Annotated in this window: 17 protein-coding genes; 6 read left to right on the top strand and 11 right to left on the bottom strand. The window is 53.0% G+C overall.

What is annotated here, in order from left to right; all coding sequences use genetic code 11:
• Window positions 1-46 precede the first annotated feature (46 nt).
• The 4 genes from NP590_RS09285 to NP590_RS09270 all read right to left on the bottom strand — a co-directional run bounded on the left by NP590_RS09285 (window position 47) and on the right by NP590_RS09270 (window position 4,980).
• Window positions 47-2,263: a primosomal protein N' gene (locus NP590_RS09285; protein ID WP_256602082.1), complete on the bottom strand. Its 2,217-nt coding sequence runs from the start codon at window positions 2,261-2,263 to the stop codon at window positions 47-49.
• Window positions 2,264-2,577: 314 nt separating this feature from the next.
• Window positions 2,578-3,096 carry a disulfide bond formation protein B gene (locus tag NP590_RS09280; protein WP_305888647.1) on the bottom strand — a complete coding sequence of 173 codons (519 nt, stop codon included), beginning with the start codon at window positions 3,094-3,096 and terminating at the stop codon, window positions 2,578-2,580.
• A gap of 190 nt (window positions 3,097-3,286) precedes the next feature.
• Entirely contained in the window at window positions 3,287-4,000 is a 714-nt protein-coding gene (locus tag NP590_RS09275) for an SDR family oxidoreductase (protein WP_256602081.1), read from the bottom strand.
• The gene (locus NP590_RS09270; RefSeq protein WP_256602080.1) at window positions 3,988-4,980 is read right to left on the bottom strand and encodes a spore photoproduct lyase family protein; all 993 of its coding nucleotides are present in this window, start codon (window positions 4,978-4,980) and stop codon (window positions 3,988-3,990) included. The genes NP590_RS09275 and NP590_RS09270 overlap by 13 nt, the downstream gene beginning before the upstream one ends.
• 96 nt (window positions 4,981-5,076) lie before the next feature.
• Between NP590_RS09270 and ribF the strand changes: the two genes are divergently transcribed.
• Both ribF and NP590_RS09260 read left to right on the top strand, forming a co-directional pair.
• The gene (gene ribF / locus NP590_RS09265; protein WP_256602102.1) at window positions 5,077-6,018 is read left to right on the top strand and encodes a bifunctional riboflavin kinase/FAD synthetase; all 942 of its coding nucleotides are present in this window, start codon (window positions 5,077-5,079) and stop codon (window positions 6,016-6,018) included.
• Window positions 5,969-6,247 (top strand): DUF1289 domain-containing protein, encoded by a 279-nt coding sequence (locus NP590_RS09260; RefSeq protein WP_256602079.1) that lies wholly within the window; start codon window positions 5,969-5,971, stop codon window positions 6,245-6,247. The genes ribF and NP590_RS09260 overlap by 50 nt, the downstream gene beginning before the upstream one ends.
• Before the next feature lie 53 nt (window positions 6,248-6,300).
• On the opposite strand, the gene mepA is transcribed toward NP590_RS09260, so the two are convergent.
• Window positions 6,301-7,143: a penicillin-insensitive murein endopeptidase gene (gene mepA / locus NP590_RS09255; RefSeq protein WP_256602078.1), complete on the bottom strand. Its 843-nt coding sequence runs from the start codon at window positions 7,141-7,143 to the stop codon at window positions 6,301-6,303.
• A gap of 561 nt (window positions 7,144-7,704) precedes the next feature.
• On the opposite strand from mepA, the gene mtgA reads away from it, so the two are divergent.
• Complete coding sequence (gene mtgA / locus NP590_RS09250) at window positions 7,705-8,334, top strand: monofunctional biosynthetic peptidoglycan transglycosylase (protein ID WP_256602077.1); 630 nt, start codon at window positions 7,705-7,707, stop codon at window positions 8,332-8,334.
• Between the two features lie 21 nt (window positions 8,335-8,355).
• On the opposite strand, the gene yjgA is transcribed toward mtgA, so the two are convergent.
• Together yjgA and NP590_RS09240 are read right to left on the bottom strand one after the other, a co-directional pair.
• Window positions 8,356-8,958 (bottom strand): ribosome biogenesis factor YjgA, encoded by a 603-nt coding sequence (gene yjgA / locus NP590_RS09245; protein WP_256602075.1) that lies wholly within the window; start codon window positions 8,956-8,958, stop codon window positions 8,356-8,358.
• A 1-nt stretch (window position 8,959) separates the two neighbouring features.
• Window positions 8,960-9,157 (bottom strand): hypothetical protein, encoded by a 198-nt coding sequence (locus NP590_RS09240; RefSeq protein WP_256602074.1) that lies wholly within the window; start codon window positions 9,155-9,157, stop codon window positions 8,960-8,962.
• A gap of 266 nt (window positions 9,158-9,423) precedes the next feature.
• Between NP590_RS09240 and rdgC the strand changes: the two genes are divergently transcribed.
• Both rdgC and NP590_RS09230 read left to right on the top strand, forming a co-directional pair.
• Window positions 9,424-10,332: a recombination-associated protein RdgC gene (rdgC, locus tag NP590_RS09235; RefSeq protein WP_256602073.1), complete on the top strand. Its 909-nt coding sequence runs from the start codon at window positions 9,424-9,426 to the stop codon at window positions 10,330-10,332.
• Window positions 10,332-11,282 (top strand): L,D-transpeptidase family protein, encoded by a 951-nt coding sequence (locus NP590_RS09230; RefSeq protein WP_256602072.1) that lies wholly within the window; start codon window positions 10,332-10,334, stop codon window positions 11,280-11,282. Before rdgC ends, NP590_RS09230 begins: the two co-directional genes overlap by 1 nt.
• Before the next feature lie 65 nt (window positions 11,283-11,347).
• On the opposite strand, the gene NP590_RS09225 is transcribed toward NP590_RS09230, so the two are convergent.
• The gene (locus NP590_RS09225; RefSeq protein ID WP_256602071.1) at window positions 11,348-11,626 is read right to left on the bottom strand and encodes an Lpp/OprI family alanine-zipper lipoprotein; all 279 of its coding nucleotides are present in this window, start codon (window positions 11,624-11,626) and stop codon (window positions 11,348-11,350) included.
• Window positions 11,627-11,708: 82 nt separating this feature from the next.
• Window positions 11,709-12,251 (bottom strand): L,D-transpeptidase family protein, encoded by a 543-nt coding sequence (locus NP590_RS09220; protein ID WP_256602069.1) that lies wholly within the window; start codon window positions 12,249-12,251, stop codon window positions 11,709-11,711.
• Between the two features lie 100 nt (window positions 12,252-12,351).
• Here NP590_RS09220 and NP590_RS09215 point away from each other — a divergent pair, with 100 nt between their 5' ends.
• On the top strand, window positions 12,352-13,992 hold the full coding sequence (locus tag NP590_RS09215) for an alpha-D-glucose phosphate-specific phosphoglucomutase (RefSeq protein WP_305888646.1): 1,641 nt from the start codon (window positions 12,352-12,354) through the stop codon (window positions 13,990-13,992).
• A gap of 633 nt (window positions 13,993-14,625) precedes the next feature.
• Here the strand turns inward: NP590_RS09215 and motB are convergent.
• A complete protein-coding gene (motB, locus tag NP590_RS09210; protein ID WP_256602068.1) occupies window positions 14,626-15,558 on the bottom strand; it encodes a flagellar motor protein MotB in 933 nt (310 codons plus the stop codon).
• Window positions 15,559-15,564: 6 nt separating this feature from the next.
• On the bottom strand, window positions 15,565-16,413 hold the full coding sequence (gene motA, locus NP590_RS09205) for a flagellar motor stator protein MotA (RefSeq protein ID WP_256602067.1): 849 nt from the start codon (window positions 16,411-16,413) through the stop codon (window positions 15,565-15,567).
• Between the last annotated feature and the right edge of the window lie 35 nt (window positions 16,414-16,448).

The following is a 16,448-nucleotide window of genomic DNA, read 5'->3' as shown; positions in this document are numbered from 1 at the left end:
GAATTATCCCATAAATAGACGGGACTTTGGCTGAGATTGCCAAGACTTAATATAAATCCACCGGATCGACATCCAGCGACCAACGGACTTTTGCCGCCAACTTGAGCCTGGAAATTTGCGGTACCGCTTCATCCAGTAATCGATGCAAATCCTTGCGTTGTGGGCTTTGCAGCAACAACTGGAATCTGAATTGGCCGGCGCGACGCGTCATCGGCGCGGCGACTGGTCCCAAAACCCGGGTTTTGCCGCCATTCAGAGTCCGGATCAAATCAACCAGGGCCGACAAAAATTCTTGCGGGAGTTGGGCATTATTGGCATGCGCCCTAAACAGAGCCTGATGACTATAAGGGGGCAGGCCGGCTTGCCGGCGTTCCGTCAGGGCGGCTTCCGCGAACGCTTGATAGCCCTTGTCGATCAGGGTGGTCAGCAGGGTATGTTCGGGCTGTCGGGTTTGTAACACCACTTTGCCGCGCTTGTCGGCCCGGCCGGCGCGCCCCGCGACCTGCACTATCATTTGGGCCAGTTTTTCGCCGGCGCGAAAGTCGACGCTGAACAAACCGCTATCAATATCCAGTATCGCCACCAGGGTCACCTCCGGAAAATGATGGCCCTTGGCCAGCATTTGGGTGCCCAGAATGATATCGGCCCGGCCGCTATGAATTTGCTCCAGGTAGGCCTCCAAGGAACCTTTGCGCTGGGTGGTATCCTTATCCAGCCGGACGATGGTTTTGCCGGGAAACAGCTCCGCCAGCGTGAGTTCAATGCGTTCGGTGCCCAGGCCCAGAGCTTGCAGTTCGCCTGTTTTGCAAGCCGGGCAAACCTTGGGTAGGCCTTGTTCGCTGCCGCAGTGGTGGCAGCGTAAACGGTGCTCGCCGGCATGGATTACCATATTGGCGTCGCAGCGCGCGCAGCGGGATACCCAGCCGCAAGCATGACAGATCTGAACCGGCGCGAAACCGCGCCGGTTCAGAAACAGCAGAACCTGCCGGCCTTGATCCAGGGTGGCGTGCATGGTTGAGATCAAGGCGTCCGATAAACCGGCGCGCAAGGGTTTGTTGCGTATATCCAGCAGCTGAAACAACGGATCCGCCGCATCGCCGGCCCGGCTGGATAGCTGTAACAGCCGATAGCGATGGCGGACGACGTTGTATAAGCTTTCCAAGGAAGGCGTCGCCGAGCCCAACAAGACCGGAATATTCAATATTTTGCCGCGGGCGATGGCGACGTCGCGGGCCGAAAAGCGAAACCCTTCCTGTTGTTTGAACGAACTGTCATGCTCTTCGTCCAGAATGATCAGACCGGGTTTTTGTAAGGGGGTGAACAGGGCGGAGCGGGTGCCCAGCATGATGGCGGCATGACCTTGCCGCATGCCCAGCCAGGTTTTCAAGCGTTGAGTGTCATTGAGCTTGGAATGAAAGCAGACGATGGGTGCGGAAAAACGTTGGCGAAAACGCTGTTCCAGCTGCGGCGTCAACGTTATTTCGGGTAATAAAACCAATGTCTGTAGGCCGCGAGACAGGGTTTCCGCAATGATCTGCATATACACTTCGGTTTTGCCGCTACCGGTGACGCCCTGTAGCAACGATACCGAAAATTGTCCCAAACCGGCGATAACCGTATCGATAGCGTGTCGTTGCTGGGGATTCGGCTGTAAAGCGTCGGCTTGCCCTGCCCAGGCGCGATCTGTTTCCTGACGCGGGCTCGGCTGAATCAGGCCTTTTGCCAGTAAGGCTTTCAAGGCGGCTTTATGCTGGCTTAATTCCGTCGAGGCAATTGCATACGGGCCGGTCTGAAAGAGTGTCAGCAGAGCCTGTTGCCTGCCGGAGCGCTGCAGCTGCGCGGGACTCGCCCGCTGTCCTTGTTCGCTCAGGCTGTAGTAACAATCCTCTTGCACGGACGCGGCCTTGCCCTGTCTGAGCGCAACCGGAAAGGCGGTCGCCAGCACTTCGCCCAAGGGGTGGTGATAGTAGCGGGCGGCCCAGTGCAACAACTGTAGGTCCCGAGCCGATAACAGGGGTTCGGAATCCAGTATCCGTTCGATCGGTTTTAGTTTATCGGGATCCGTGGTGCTGTCGTCAAGATCGGCGACCTGCACAACGACGCCGGTTTTCATGCGTTTGCCGAATGGTACCGAGACGCGCATGCCCGGTCTTATGGAGCGCGGGTCATGTTGCTCGGGTAGCGAATAATCGAACAATCGGGGTAGTGGCACCGGAATGGCAATTCGCAAAATGAATTGGATCGAAGAGCTGCAGTTAGCCATGTTTTATGAGGTGTTTTTGATGTTGCCCGCCTAAGTGATTGCAGGTATTGGGGGAATCCGGGTTATACACAAAATCTGTGGATAACTCTGTGGATTGTGGTGGAGCAGTCGCGCTTAGTGTCGGTTTTTGTTACAGATTTGTTAACTTGATTAATTTTAGGGCATGAAAAATAATTTATATATTTCATTGACTTACTTATTTAATTGATCTGTGTCAAATGCCCGTGCTGAAAGAGACCGTTAGAAATTGCGGTTGCCCCAAATTTGTGCATAACATGTAGTCCCGGCTTCGAATCGATACTGTTCCGCGGCTATCAAATATCCTTTTCTTGATCGGTATCCGACGCATGGTATACGCGAAGGCTTGCCAAACTGAAGGCGGCCAGCATGACAAAGGCAATGAATGTCCAGCCCGGGATGGTCAACCCCAGAAATATGCCATCGATTTGCGAGCATTCGCCGGTGCCGGTCAGCATCAATTTGATGGTATCCGTCAAGGGAAAATGCTGGAACACATATTCCAGGCCAGGGCTGCATTCCGGCACTTGCTCGGGCGGCAAATGCTGCAGCCAGACATGTCGGGCCGATATGCCGGCGCCGAGCAGGGCGGAAAAGGCGGCGGCGATGGCGTAAATGTTGTGAGCCTTGTTATGCAGCGCCGCCATTAAAAAAATGATGCCGGTGGCCAGTATCGCCAAGCGCTGGGAGATGCAGAGCGGGCAGGGCTCCAGTTCCTCCACGAACTGCATGTAGGCTCCTACGGCCAGCAGTCCGCAACAAGCCATAAAACCCGTTGAAAACCAGAGCCTTCGACTAACTGTTATCCGATTCATAATTCCTGTCTTGCTTGCATGCAGTGATTTACCCTCAAGGGGCGAGAATATCCGACATCGTCGGGGTTGGGATCTCGATTGCTGTCCCGGCCCATCCGCTGGGGTTGAATAATTCGTTCATTTCCGATCTTTTTAACATATCGCGCATTTTACAGCCGCATATTTGATGCGGGCTGCCGATTTTGTGGTGTTATTTTTTGAATTCGATGACTTTGTTAAGGGGGCTGAGATTGATTTCGTCCACCGCGCAATTTGGCTTGGCATTTACGATATAGCTGATCGCATCGGCCACGTCTTCGGCGAGCAAAGCCTGCCCGGGCTGGCGGCCTGGATTGAAATGCAGATGATCAAAAAATGCGGTGTCCACCATGCCGGGATTAACCAGCGACACCCGCACTCCGCTTTTGCCGCACTCGTCGCGCAAGGCCTGGCTAAAACCACGCAAGGCGAATTTGCTGGCGCAATAAACACTGCCGTTACGGCTGCCTTTTAGCGCGGCTTCCGAACCGATATAAATCAGGTTGCAGTGGGATTTCTGTTTGAGTTTGGGCAGCAAGGCCTTGGTCATGAAGACCTGCCCGGTAAAGTTGACCGTCATCAAGTGCTCGATCTGGCTAAAAGACAGTTGTTCAAGATTGCCGAATTGGCCGTAACCGGCGGCGAATATTACGGCATCCAGTCGCGGAAAGTTGGCTTGTAGCTGTTTGCAAAAGGGCTCGATGTCGGAAAGCGCCGCTAGATTCAGTTGCGCGGGAACAAAAAGAGGGTGTTCGACGGCAAATCGCCGGACGTCCCGGCTCGTGCCGATCACAAAATGTCCCTGGCTTATCAGCAACTCAGCCACGGCCCGGCCGATGCCGGAGCTGGCGCCCGAGACCAGTACGGTACGTTTTACAGTCGACACGGAAAAAACCGCTCGCTGGGTATGTATTGCAGCAGCATGTCGGCGCAGTCTTCCATCATGGCCTGTTCCAGCTCGGTTTTATACGACACCATGCCGGCGGTATTTCGTAGGGGGCTGGCGAATAGGCGTTCATCGGGATAGAGTTTGTGCATTTTCTTGAAAAAGTGCTCCGGCAAGCGGAATACGCCCAAGCTCACCGAATGCAAGGCGGCGGCATCGATGGTCGAAAAAACCCGCGCAAACAATTGCCGATACTGTTCCCGGTAATGATGCTGATAAATCAAGGGGTCGAAGCGCAAACCTATCCGCCAGCCCTGTTGTTGCAGTTTGGCGGCGGCCTCCAGGCGCTTGCTCAGCGACGGGGCCTTGGCTTCCACTTTATCGGCCACCGATTCGGGCGACAAGCTGAACGCGACTACACAGCGTTCTAACGCCGGTCGATTCAGCAAACCGCGAATTTGCGTGCTCTTGGTGCGCAGTTCCAGCCAGGCATTCGGCAACTCGGCAAACAGCGGTAAAAACGCTTCGGCAAACCCGGTGACCGGCTCGAGTGCTAAGCTGTCGCAATCGTAGCCGGAGAAAAAGTAGATGGCTTGCTGCGGCGTTTCCCGGCAGATATCGCGTATTTGCCGCTGAAAATCTTCGTAATTGACAAACAGTACATAGTTGGCGGATTGGTACATGCCTTGCAGGAAACAATACCGGCAATCGTACAGGCAGTTGAGCATGTGAGAGAAATAATAGTTTTGCTCGCCGCCGATGCCGTATCCGGCTGGGGCCGGCAAGACAAATTTCTGGTGTTTGCCGGCCAGAATCAGGGCCGGGTTTTGCTTTTGCAGGCGAAAGTTCTGGGCCTTGGGGTTGAACACTTCGCCGTAACGTTCGCAATCAATTACCCTGGCTTCGGGAAAACGCCGCCGAATTGCCGCTACGCGCGGGTGTTCAGCTATCGCCGATTCGATATACAAGGTATCTATCATGTTGGGTTACACCGTTTATGAGGCGGACATTATAAATGACGATAGGTCGCACCGGTCGTTACTGTTAAAATCCAGGGTTTTTACATGACGGAAGCTATGCGTTTGATTCGGGGATTACAGCATCTTGAGCCGTTGCGTGATGGCTGTGTGTTGACTATCGGCAATTTCGACGGTTTGCATCTGGGGCACAGGCGGGTTATCGAACGGGTGGCGGCGCATGGCAAGCGCCTGGGCTTGCCAACCGTGGCCATGGTGTTCGAGCCGCAACCCTTGGAATATTTTTTGGGCGATCACGCGCCCTCCCGGCTGACCCGATTGCGGGAAAAGGTCATTCAATTCGCCAAATTGCCCATAGACGAACTGTTGGTTTTGCCCTTTAATCGCGCGCTGGCGGATTGCGACGCGGAACAGTTCATTCAGGACATACTGCTGAGCAAGCTCAACATCAAGCATTTGGTGATTGGCGACGACTTCCACTTCGGCAAGGCAAGACGCGGTAATTTCGCTTTGTTGCAGCATCGCGGCCAGGAATACGGCTTTGCGGTCGAGTCCACCGATTCATTCGAGTTGGAGGGCTTGCGAGTCAGTAGCACAGTGATTCGCGATGCCTTGGGGGAAGGCGATCTGGCGCAGGCCAAAAGCTTGTTGGGGCGGGATTATTCTGTGTGCGGGCGGGTGGCGCACGGCGACAAGCGAGGGCGTGAACTGGGTTTTCCGACCGCCAATCTACGCATGTTTCGTAAGAATACCCCGCTGGTCGGGGTGTTTGCGGTGACCATGACGGGATTGGACGGCGGCGAACTTTACGGTGTGGCAAATCTTGGCAATCGCCCCACGGTCGATGGCGGTGCCACTGCAGTGCTGGAGACGCATTTATTCAACTTCAACCGGGACATTTATGGTCGTTATGTCGAGGTGCATTTCAAGGCCCGATTGCGCGACGAGGTCCGTTTCGAATCGCTGACTGCATTGCGGGCGCAAATCGCGCATGACGTCTCCGAGGCGCAGGCCTTTTTCGCGGGCATGGACCGTGGCTGAAGAGTCGGAAAACATCCCGTCGCCTTGCGTGCGTAATTGTTGTTTGGACGAGCAAGATATTTGTTTGGGCTGTTTTCGCAGTTTGAGCGAGATTTGCGGCTGGTCTCAAGCCGATACCCCATTGCGCAAGCAGTTTTTGGCCAACGCCAACCAGCGAAGACAGCAATCCCGGCCACATGCCTTTAAAGCGGATATTGGCCTGAATGAACGGTCAAAACCCGATAAATAACCGGCTGGTTTGCAAGCCTCAAGCGGCCTTTTTATCTATCGGCGACTGTTGGTTTATTGATTTAACACTTGTTCGCACAAGGCGGGTAATGGCGGCGGCGCTGTCGGTTTGGCGGGTTTGCTTGGGGTCTTGGCTTCGGCGGAAAACCACCAGGCCAAGCTGGCGTCACAGCCGTCGCCGATTGGCAGCGCTGGTTGGCCCTGGCAATACAAATTGCCGTCAGGGCATTTTAAGCGCACATGAAAATGATCGTCGTGTTTCCACCAAGGGCGGATTTTTCGCAGCCATTCCGCCGCCGAGGCGGTTTTATGCTTGCATAACTCCTGCTTGATACTGGGGTTGACGAAAATCCTGTCCACTTCCGGAGAATTGGCGGCGGCTTGCAGAATCTTTTCGTGGGCTTCGGTCCATTGTCGATAGTCCACTGTATCGGTAGATAAATTCACCATCGACGGCGCGCTCCAGGTTTCCCGTTCGTTGGCGCTCAGCAAGCGGTTATCCAACTGCCTGGACAGCAAGAACCAGATATCCACGTCCAGGCCGGTCTGATGACTGCGGTGGCCGCTAGGCGTCGGTCCGCCGCGGGCTTGCCCCAGGTCGCCTATCAATAATGTGCCAAGTTGTTGGTCGGCGGCGACTTGCCCAAGCTGTTGAATAAACTGTATCAACGCGCTGTGCCCGTACACACGGTTGCGCGACAGGCGCATGGCTTGGTAGCCGATGCCCGATGTGGGCAAGGCCATCGCGCCGGCAACACAGCCGCTGGTAAAGGTGCCTATGCTTTGTGAGATCGAGTCGCTTGTCGGCGTGGTGCGTTGCGCCCAACTTTGGGGATTGGAATCGGCGAAGCAGAAGCTGCCCAGCAGATAGAGGGCGATAACTAAAATTTTGAACATGAAGTGGCGGCTAGGCGGAAAAACAAATCGAATTGCCGGGCATGATACACCTTGCAGTGACTTATGGCATGTCGGGGTGTGGGTTTTTGAGTGGCTCGGAGCGAGCTAAAGTGGGTTGTTGGCGGTTGTCGTCCCTGCCCGGACAACTGCACAATTCCTTATGCAGTTGTCCGGGATATTCCTTGGCGTCTATATTTTCCATGTCCACGGGGGAGAGAACTAAAAATCCCTGACACCTGATTTCTTTGTAGCATTAGTCGTGCCATCCTTTGAAGGCGTGATGTTTTGCGACATTATAGCTAAAAAAATCCGCTGCTAACATTAAAACTATGTTATTTCACGCTGCCAGTGTGGCATATCACGCATTTTGTCCTTTCTGCCGCCCTCTCGGTGATTTAGCTATATGATTCGGCAGCCATTACGAATTAACCATTACTTGCCCTTAGAGCCTTGAAACCATTACGCCGATCAGTTCGCTACCAGCCGCAAGCCCAACGCCGGCAAAACTTAGGAAATCTGCCTAAGAGGCTGTTGCGGATTGTGGCATATGCCGGATTCGGCTTGTTAGTCAGTTCAATTATCGCGGTCGTTGCCCTGCGCTATGTTCCCGCGCCTACTTCAGCCTTCATGCTGAAGGCTCATATTGACGATCTGATTGCCGCCAGGCCGTATCAGCCGATTCAATATCATTGGGTGAGCCGCAATCAAATATCCGGGCAGGTATTCGCGGCCGTTATCGCGGCCGAGGATCAGCGCTTTTATCGGCATTTTGGTTTTGATGTCGACGCCATTTACAAGGCCTACCGACAATACCAGCGAGGCGGGAAGCTGCGTGGGGCCAGTACCATTAGTCAGCAGGTGGCTAAAAATCTGTTTTTGAGTCCGGCGAAAAATTATGCCCGCAAGGTGCTGGAAATCTGGTTTACATTTCTGATAGAAAGTATCTGGAATAAAGACAGGATTTTGGAGATGTATGTGAATATCGCTGAATTCGGCGATCATATATTCGGTATTGAGGCCGCCAGCCGGCATTATTTCGGCGTTCCAGCCAAACAACTGTCGGCGGGGCAAGCGGCCCTGCTGGCGGCCACCTTGCCGAATCCCATTTTATTGAATGCCGCCAAGCCCAGTGCGTATTTGGTCGGGCGGCGGGATTGGATCAGGCGTCAGATGCAAAACCTGCAATATTGAAAGATAGCGTTCCGTGGGCCGTCACTCGTCGTCATCATGTTCTTCGTCGTCGTCCGGTTGCTTATCCGGCGAGTATGCCTGTTGGCCGGCAATCAACTCTTTCAGGTATTTGTACAGCAGGCGCGAGGATTTTGGCGGTTTGCCATCCTTGGCCTCTTTTTGGCCATTGCGCTGTAATTGCCGGATGTGCTGGCTGTCCGCTTCCGGGTAGTCGCCCATGAACAGGGTCAGTTGTTGGTTGCCGTTATCGGCAAGTAACTGATCGCGCCAGCGCTCGGCTTGATGGTGTTCCCGGACCGCGTGCGCGCTTTTGTTTTTCATGCGCGCCAACTTTTCCGCTATTTCCTCGGTGTCCAGGTTGCGAAATTGTGCCGTGATGTATTTCAGCAAGCGCTTGCGGGCGGCATTTCTGCCCATTTTGCCGGCATCCGCCAAGGCGGTTTGAATTTTTTCGGGCAGATTGAATTCGGCGATTTGCGCCGGCGTCAATTCGCAAATTTCTTCCGCTATGGCAAAAACGGCGGCAATTTGTTTTTTTATCTGGGTTTTGTTTGGGCGAATCGCATAGAACTCGCTTTCGTCTTCCTCTTCATACTCATCTTGGAAATATTCTTCTTCAATCATTTCAAACCATCGCAATTAAAAATATTACAAACATCACAACCAGGCCCAACGGCAATATCACGCTTTGCCAGTCGCTCGGCGCCTGCTTGCCGCGAGCAATAGCGGCTTTTAGGCCGGGTTGCAGCCAAAACAGCAATAATATGGTCAATGCACCGAGAATAACCGTTTCCAGTCCGGACATGGGGTCTCCCGTCGCCATGGTTTAGGAATAGTGTGTTAAAGCTGCGGCATTCTAACAAACCTTTGTCATGGGGCGCGGTTTACCTTGATTGGCTTAGGGAATGTCCGGGGCTGATTTGTCCGAAAGGCGCATATGGCCGTTGATGGGCGGCTTTGGGGCGATATGTGTAAGTTGTCGTTTTGGTCTGGAGCTTGGTTGGGTGTGGCGCGAGCTGGTTTTCGGTCTGGCGGGTTCTATCGCCGTAATAAATTTGCGATAATCACCGGTTTTTATTGAGCGTATGCATGTGGTTTAAAAATCTTGCGATTTATCGTTTTACCGAGCCCTTTAGCTTGTCGGCGGAGCTGTTGGAGCAAAAACTGCAACAGCACCCTTTTCGGCCTTGCGGCAGTCATGATGAATTCAGCTTCGGCTGGACAGCCCCCCTGGGCAGGGCCTCGGATGCGTTGGTACATGCCAACAACGGCTTTATGATGATCAGCGCGAAAAAGGAAGAAAAAGTGGTGCCTGCTTCCGTGATCAATGAAATGCTGCAAGATCGAATCAGCGAAATAGAAGAGCGGGAGGCGCGTAAACTGCCGGCCAAGGAGCGTGGCCGCATTAAGGACGAGTTGATTTTTGAGCTGTTACCAAGGGCTTTTTCCTTTTCGAAAAAAACCTTTGCCTACATCGATAGCCGGGGCGGTTGGCTGGTGGTTGATGCGGCATCCGCCAAAAAAGCCGAAGACCTGTTAAGCAATTTGCGTCAATGTCTGGGTTCGTTACCCGTTGTTCCGATAGGCGCATCGGTAAAGCCGGCCGGCGTTATGACGCAGTGGCTGCTGGATAACGGCGCGCCCAAGGATATTTTGATTGAAGACGAATGCGAATTACGCTCTCCCGAGGAAGAGGGGGGGATAATCCGTTGTAAACGGCACGATCTGGCCTTGCCGGAAATCAAGAATCACCTGGATAGCGGTAAGCAGGTGATCAAATTGGCAATCAGTTGGGCGGATAGGCTGTCTTTCGTACTGGATGAAGGTCTGGCGGTGAAGCGTCTAAAATTTCTGGACTTGATTCAGGAGCAGGCAGCCGATATCGAGGCGTTTGACGAAACCGAGCAGTTTGACGCCGATTTTTCCATTATGAGCGCGGAACTTGCGCAGTTCATTCCGCGTCTGCTCGAATTATTCAATGTCGAAGGTAATGCCTGATGAAACGCACGCTATTATCCAGTTTACTGGCCCTTACCACTACCGCCGCAACTGCGCTGACACTGCCCGTTCCCGATCGTCCTGGCGACAGTTTGATCGGCAGTCCTCCGCATGAAGTCAAATATGTTGCGGCCAAATACGAAGATACCCTGATCGATATCGCGGTAGAGCACCGTCTTGGCCAGGATGAAATCGTTTTGGCCAATCCCCACGTGGATCGCTGGCTGCCGGGGGAGGGAACTCCGGTACGTATCCCAACCAGCTTTATTCTGCCGAATGCGCCGAGACAGGGTATTGTGGTTAATTTGCCGGAAATGCGGGTTTACTATTACCCAAATGCTCATCAGGTTGTTACTTATGCGATTGGCATAGGCCGGGAAAATAACTGGAGAACTCCCTTGGGCAGAACCCATATTGCCGCCAAGATGGAAAATCCCTCTTGGACGCCGCCGCCTTCCATTATTGCCGAACACCTCGCCGATGGTGATGTGCTGGATCCTTATTATCCGCCGGGTCCGAATAACCCTCTCGGCCTGTTTGCCATGCGTTTGGGCATATCCGGTTATTTGATGCACAGTACTCAAAAAACCAACGGCATCGGCATGCGGGTCAGTCACGGCTGTATCCGCATGTATCCCAGCGATATCGAACAGTTTTTTCCAATGGTAAAAGTGGGTACGTCGGTCAATATCGTCAATCAATCCATCAAGGTGGGTTGGTATCATGACACGTTGTACATGGAGGTTTATCCGGAGATGGAGGAGTGGCCCGCAAGCTATGAGCAGCGCCTGCATACCGCTTTGAATCTGATTGAGCAGGCCAACGGCGGGCAAATACCGGTCGTAAAAGGCTCGATCTTGAAAATGGCTTTGGAAAAGCCTACCGGCATTCCTGTAGCCGTCTACGAGCGGCCAAGTCAGGCCTCGACTCAGACGACAGTGCAAAACTGATACGCATAAAAAAGCCCGAGAGCTTTAAATCTCTCGGGCTTTCAAATCGACGACAGCAATAAAGCTTATTTGTGTTGTGATTTTTTGAACAGTCTGTCCAATTTGCTGTTGGTGTCTTGAGCGTATTGGGCAGCGCGGTTGGCGGCAGCTTCTGCGGCTGCGGCTTTGGCGGCGGCTTCGGCAGCGGCGGCTTTAGCGGAAGCGGCATCAGCGGAAGCAGCGGAAACTTGTGGTTTCAGAGAATCGATTTGACCTTGCAGGTTTTCGATGTCTGAAGTGCTTGCGCAGCCGGTAGCCAGAGCGGCAACAGCAACAAGTGCGGATAATTTTACAGCTTTCATCATGGTTTTCCCCTTGATAGTGGTTTAAAAAACAAATGGAACATACGGTGGCAATTCTCCAACATTTTTTGGAAATTTACCAACATTATTTAACGGTCACCGGCGTGCCGGTTTCCACGTATTGACTCAACCGATCGATTTGATCATTCGTTAGAGCAATGCAGCCATGCGTCCAGTCAAACGTCTCGTGAATACTTAAACTGCCGCTACCTAAACCATGTATGCCAATTTGGCCGCCGAGGTCGGTATTTTGCGGCGGAATTTGACCTTTGAATTCCGCGTTGACTATGGCTTGGTAAGTATCCTGATCGATGCGGCCTTTCTGCAGGGCCTTCTCCGCGTGATCCGGATTGGGATAAGTCAAGCCGAAGAACTTACGAAAAGCGCTTTTTTCGTTGATCCAGCCGATCCGATAGTTACCGAGCGGTGTTACGTCGTCGCCACGATATTCTTTGGTGCCGGCACCCTTGCGGCCTATGACCACATGCTCCAACACTTCAAGCGTTTCTTCGCCCTTTACGATTTCGAGGTTACGGGTTTGGGTGTCGATGATCAATCTGACCTCCGGGTCGGCCGCGCAAAGGCACGGAGCAAGACAAAAGCCTGTCAAAATATTGCGTAACAACATTTTATGTCTCATAACCAATCTGTGTCTGCCTGCAAGTCTGTTAAAGAAAGGTGTTTTGGTGTAAGTTAAACGCTTTAAATTGTCGCATTAAGGGTAGAACATGCAAATAAAAATAAAAACCCATAACACCACGCCCTATGATGATCAAAAGCCGGGAACTTCCGGCTTACGTAAAAAAGTAAAGGTTTTTCAAAATGCCAATTATCTGGAGAACTTCGTTCAGTCTATTTTCAATAGTTTAGACGATTTTCAGGGAAAAATTCTAGTTTTGGGCGGCGATGGCCGCTATTTTAATCGTCGCGCGATTCAAGTCATCATCAAAATGGCGGCCGCCAATGGTTTTGGTGAATTGATCATAGGGCAGGGCGGTTTATTGTCCACCCCGGCGGCTTCCAACATTATCCGAAAATATCAGGCATTCGGCGGCATCGTTTTATCGGCCAGCCATAACCCCGGTGGGCCGGATGAAGATTTCGGCATCAAATATAACGTCGGCAACGGTGGACCCGCCCCGGAGAAGTTTACCGACGCTTTGTACGCTAACACCAAAACCATCAATAGTTATCAAATTGCTGAAATCGACGACATCGATCTGGATACGATTGGCGAATTAAGCCTGGGCAATCTAAAGATACGCATCATTGACCCCGTGGCCGATTACGCGGAGCTGATGGCGAAAATATTCGATTTCGACCTTATCAAGCAAAGTATAGCCGCCGGTTTGATCACTCTGCGCTTCGATGCCATGCATGCCATAACAGGCCCCTACGCCAAACAAATACTTGAGGGCCAACTGGGTGCGACACCCGGTTCCGTATTCAATGCGGTGCCTCTGGAAGACTTTGGCGGCGGTCATCCCGACCCGAATATGGCGCACGCGCATGAACTGACGGAAATCATGTTTGGCGCCAATCCGCCTGTCTTTGGGGCCGCTTCCGATGGCGACGGCGATCGGAACATGATTATGGGCGCAAACATTTTCGTCACGCCCAGCGACAGCTTGGCGATTATGGCCGCAAATGCCCGTTCCATTCCCGCCTATGCCAAAGGTATCAGTGGGGTGGCCCGCTCCATGCCGACCAGTCAGGCGGTTGACCGCGTTGCCGACAAATTGAGCCTGCCTTGCTACGAGACCCCAACCGGATGGAAGTTTTTCGGCAACCTTTTGGATGCGGATAAAATCACTCTTTGCGGCGAAGAGAGTTTCGGCTCGGGCTCCAACCACGTGCGGGAAAAAGACGGCCTGTGGGCCGTATTGTTCTGGTTGAACTTGATCGCCCGCAAGCGCCAATCGGTCGCCGACATCGTGCATGAGCACTGGGAGAAATATGGCCGGGACATTTATTGTCGCCATGACTATGAAGCCGTCGATTCCGATATAGCCAACGGCATTCTGGAGAACTTACGCAGCCAGTTAAACCATTTGCCCGGAAAAAGCTGGGGAGATAATAGCGTTAAATTTGCCGACGAATTCAGTTATACCGACCCGGTCGATGGTAGCGTAAGCAGCAATCAGGGCATGCGTATCGGTTTCGATAATGGTTCCCGTATCGTCTTCCGTCTGTCCGGCACCGGAACGGTCGGAGCGACCTTGCGGATTTATTTGGAACGCTACGAGCGGGATGTCCGCAAGTTTGATCAAGATGCGCAAGTTGCGCTGGCCGAGTTGATTGAGATAGCCGAGCAACTCTGCGAAGTTAAAAAACGCACCGGACGTAACGGGCCCACGGTAATCACCTGAGTCAAGGCTTGGTTTGCTCCGTTTAGGCATCTTAGCTTGGCTTGACGGCGAAAATCCGGATGCCGTTGCGTAGGAGGCTCGGCAATCGCTCGCAACTGGTTTGCTTCGCACGCAATTTGGCGGAGCAAGTTTGTTTGTCCGGCAGACTTAGGCGATTGGAATGTCGCCGCTTCGGTCAGCGCGGACGCGTTCCCTGCGTCCCGTCCGGCGAGTAACTTGCCCCATCGACTATTCTTTCATCGGCAAGGGCGATGCCAGGCCTGCTGCATGAGCCATGTTGATTTAAGTATGCGTTAAGTCGGTCTATAGAGACTATTCCACGGTTAAATAAATGTGGAAACTTATGGACACCTTGCATACGCTCAACGCTCAAAACCCACGCAATCAAAAAATTGGCGGCGGCCTATACATTACAACCGACGGTTTACTGAGGTACTGCGTTACCGCGCCATTGCTCGAGTTGCCGCATGATTTTAAGGAATGGTATGGCGCTAATGCCCCGGACGGCTCGGGTATTCGCCATCAATCGGTATATTGTCAAAGCGCGGCTTGAACTTACCCCGGATTATTGCAAAATCATTTCCACGGCTGCGCGCCGAAGGTAAGGACTGAGCGGATTGGTGCCCGAATAGCTCATTCGGTTCTTGGATCGTTATGAAGGGGTTCGTATGTGCCGGCGGGCTCGCTGGGCGTGGCGCCTTCGTGCAATACCCGGTTCTCGGTTTTCTTGTTCATGACGATAACGGAAATCCGTCGGTTCATGGGGTCTTCGGGGTTTTCGGTGTTATATGGAATGCTGGATGCCAAGCCGACCACCCTTAAAATTTTCTCTTCCCCCAATCCGCCCAGATTCAGCTCGTGGCGGGCGATGTTGGCGCGGTTGCTGGAGAGCTCCCAGTTGGAGTAGCCGAATTTATTACTGGGGAATGGTAGTGCGTCGGTGTGCCCATTGACGGTTACCTTGTTGGGCAATTCATTGATAACGGGCGCCAGTTCGCGCAGTATCATTTTGGCGTGTTCTTCAATTTCCGCGCTGGCCAGTTTGAACATGGGGCGGTTTTGGGCGTCGATAATCTGGATTTTCAAACCTTCCGGCGTGGTTTCCAGCTTGATCTGATCGCGGTATTCAGCCAATTTGGCATTGGCGGCCAACAAGGATTCAATTTTTGCCTCCAGTTTTTCCAGAATTTGCCGTTCCCGCAGTTCGGCAAGTTTTTCAATTTCTTCCGGAGATTTGTCGGCAAGCGACGGCGGTATGTCCGGACCGGAATCGACTTGACCGCTGTCCGTGGCAGCCAAGTCAGAGCCGCCGCCCGGTATAAGCGCCGCTCGGTCCGCTATGCCTTCGCCGCTAGTGCTGATGTTGACACCGAACGGATCTTGAAAGTATTCGGATATGCCTTTTTTGGTGGTATCGTCGGTTGAGCCCAACAACCACATTAGCAGAAAAAATGCCATCATTGCCGTAACGAAATCGGCATAAGCGATCTTCCAAACCCCGCCATGACGGCTATGTCGGCTCCGCTTGGCGGATTTCTTGATGATAATGACGGGAGATTCGGCCACCGCTGACTATCCCTTGCCGGCTTTCAGCCTTGCTTCCATTTCCAGAAAGTCAGGACGAACACTTTGCGGAATAGTGATGCGCATGAATTCCACCGTAATGCTTGGCGAGGTGCCCTTGGCGCAATTTAGCAAGCCCGATTGAGCGCATCTTAAAGCATTCAATTGGTCTTCCAGGCGACGCTCCATTATCGCGGCTACCGGGTTGACGAAACCGTAAGCCACCAGGATGCCCAGGAAAGTACCTACCAGCGCCGCGGCCACCAACTTGCCCAGCTCCGCTGGCGGAACACCTACGGATTCCATGGTATGAACGACGCCCATGACCGCCGCGACGATGCCGAAGGCCGGCATGCTATCGCCCAATTGCTGCACGGCTCTGAGGGGTACGTGTCCGTCTTCGAGGTGCACTTCAAGCTCGGCATCGATCAGGTGTTCCAGTTGATTGAAATCGACGCCGGTTAAAATCAAGCGCAATTTGTCGCAGACAAATTCCATTAAATGATGATCCGCGGCCACTTGTTCCCCGAAAATGGCATTGTAATCGGGATCGTCCACCACTTTCTCCAGTGACAGCAAGCCTTCCTTGCGGGCCTTTTGACAGAGGGCGTTGAAACTCAGCAATAATTCAAGGTAGTAGCTTTTGCTGTAGATGCTGGGTTTTAATGCGTTAAAAGCTCCGGCTAGCGCCGCTTTGACGATGTCCAGCGAGTTGCTGGCCAAAAAGGCGCCTAAGCCGGCGCCGAACAGAATCAGCACTTCAACGGGTTGCCAAAGCACTCCCAGGTGGCCGCCGGCAAGCGCGAAACCGCCTAAAACGCCACCCAAAATGACCATATAACCCAAGATCAAGAACATGCTGGCCTCAACGGATGCTTGAATCGGAAAACGAT

The sequence above is a fragment of the Methylomonas subterranea genome, assembly GCF_024505185.1.
Taxonomy (GTDB): domain Bacteria; phylum Pseudomonadota; class Gammaproteobacteria; order Methylococcales; family Methylomonadaceae; genus Methylomonas; species Methylomonas subterranea.
Note: the sequence above shows the minus strand (reverse complement) of the source record. Positions and strands in the feature narration are given on the sequence as shown.

Coding starts and splice junctions, on each gene's coding strand:
- mepA (WP_256602078.1), bottom strand. CDS start 7,143: ATGTTCAAAATTTTAGTTATCGCCCTCTATCTGCTGGGCAGCTTCTGC.
- NP590_RS09280 (WP_305888647.1), bottom strand. CDS start 3,096: ATGAATCGGATAACAGTTAGTCGAAGGCTCTGGTTTTCAACGGGTTTT.
- ribF (WP_256602102.1), top strand. CDS start 5,077: ATGCGTTTGATTCGGGGATTACAGCATCTTGAGCCGTTGCGTGATGGC.
- NP590_RS09230 (WP_256602072.1), top strand. CDS start 10,332: ATGAAACGCACGCTATTATCCAGTTTACTGGCCCTTACCACTACCGCC.
- NP590_RS09270 (WP_256602080.1), bottom strand. CDS start 4,980: ATGATAGATACCTTGTATATCGAATCGGCGATAGCTGAACACCCGCGC.
- rdgC (WP_256602073.1), top strand. CDS start 9,424: ATGTGGTTTAAAAATCTTGCGATTTATCGTTTTACCGAGCCCTTTAGC.
- NP590_RS09215 (WP_305888646.1), top strand. CDS start 12,352: ATGCAAATAAAAATAAAAACCCATAACACCACGCCCTATGATGATCAA.
- NP590_RS09285 (WP_256602082.1), bottom strand. CDS start 2,263: ATGGCTAACTGCAGCTCTTCGATCCAATTCATTTTGCGAATTGCCATT.
- NP590_RS09240 (WP_256602074.1), bottom strand. CDS start 9,157: ATGGCGACGGGAGACCCCATGTCCGGACTGGAAACGGTTATTCTCGGT.
- NP590_RS09260 (WP_256602079.1), top strand. CDS start 5,969: ATGACGTCTCCGAGGCGCAGGCCTTTTTCGCGGGCATGGACCGTGGCT.
- NP590_RS09220 (WP_256602069.1), bottom strand. CDS start 12,251: ATGTTGTTACGCAATATTTTGACAGGCTTTTGTCTTGCTCCGTGCCTT.
- NP590_RS09225 (WP_256602071.1), bottom strand. CDS start 11,626: ATGATGAAAGCTGTAAAATTATCCGCACTTGTTGCTGTTGCCGCTCTG.
- motA (WP_256602067.1), bottom strand. CDS start 16,413: ATGTTCTTGATCTTGGGTTATATGGTCATTTTGGGTGGCGTTTTAGGC.
- yjgA (WP_256602075.1), bottom strand. CDS start 8,958: ATGATTGAAGAAGAATATTTCCAAGATGAGTATGAAGAGGAAGACGAA.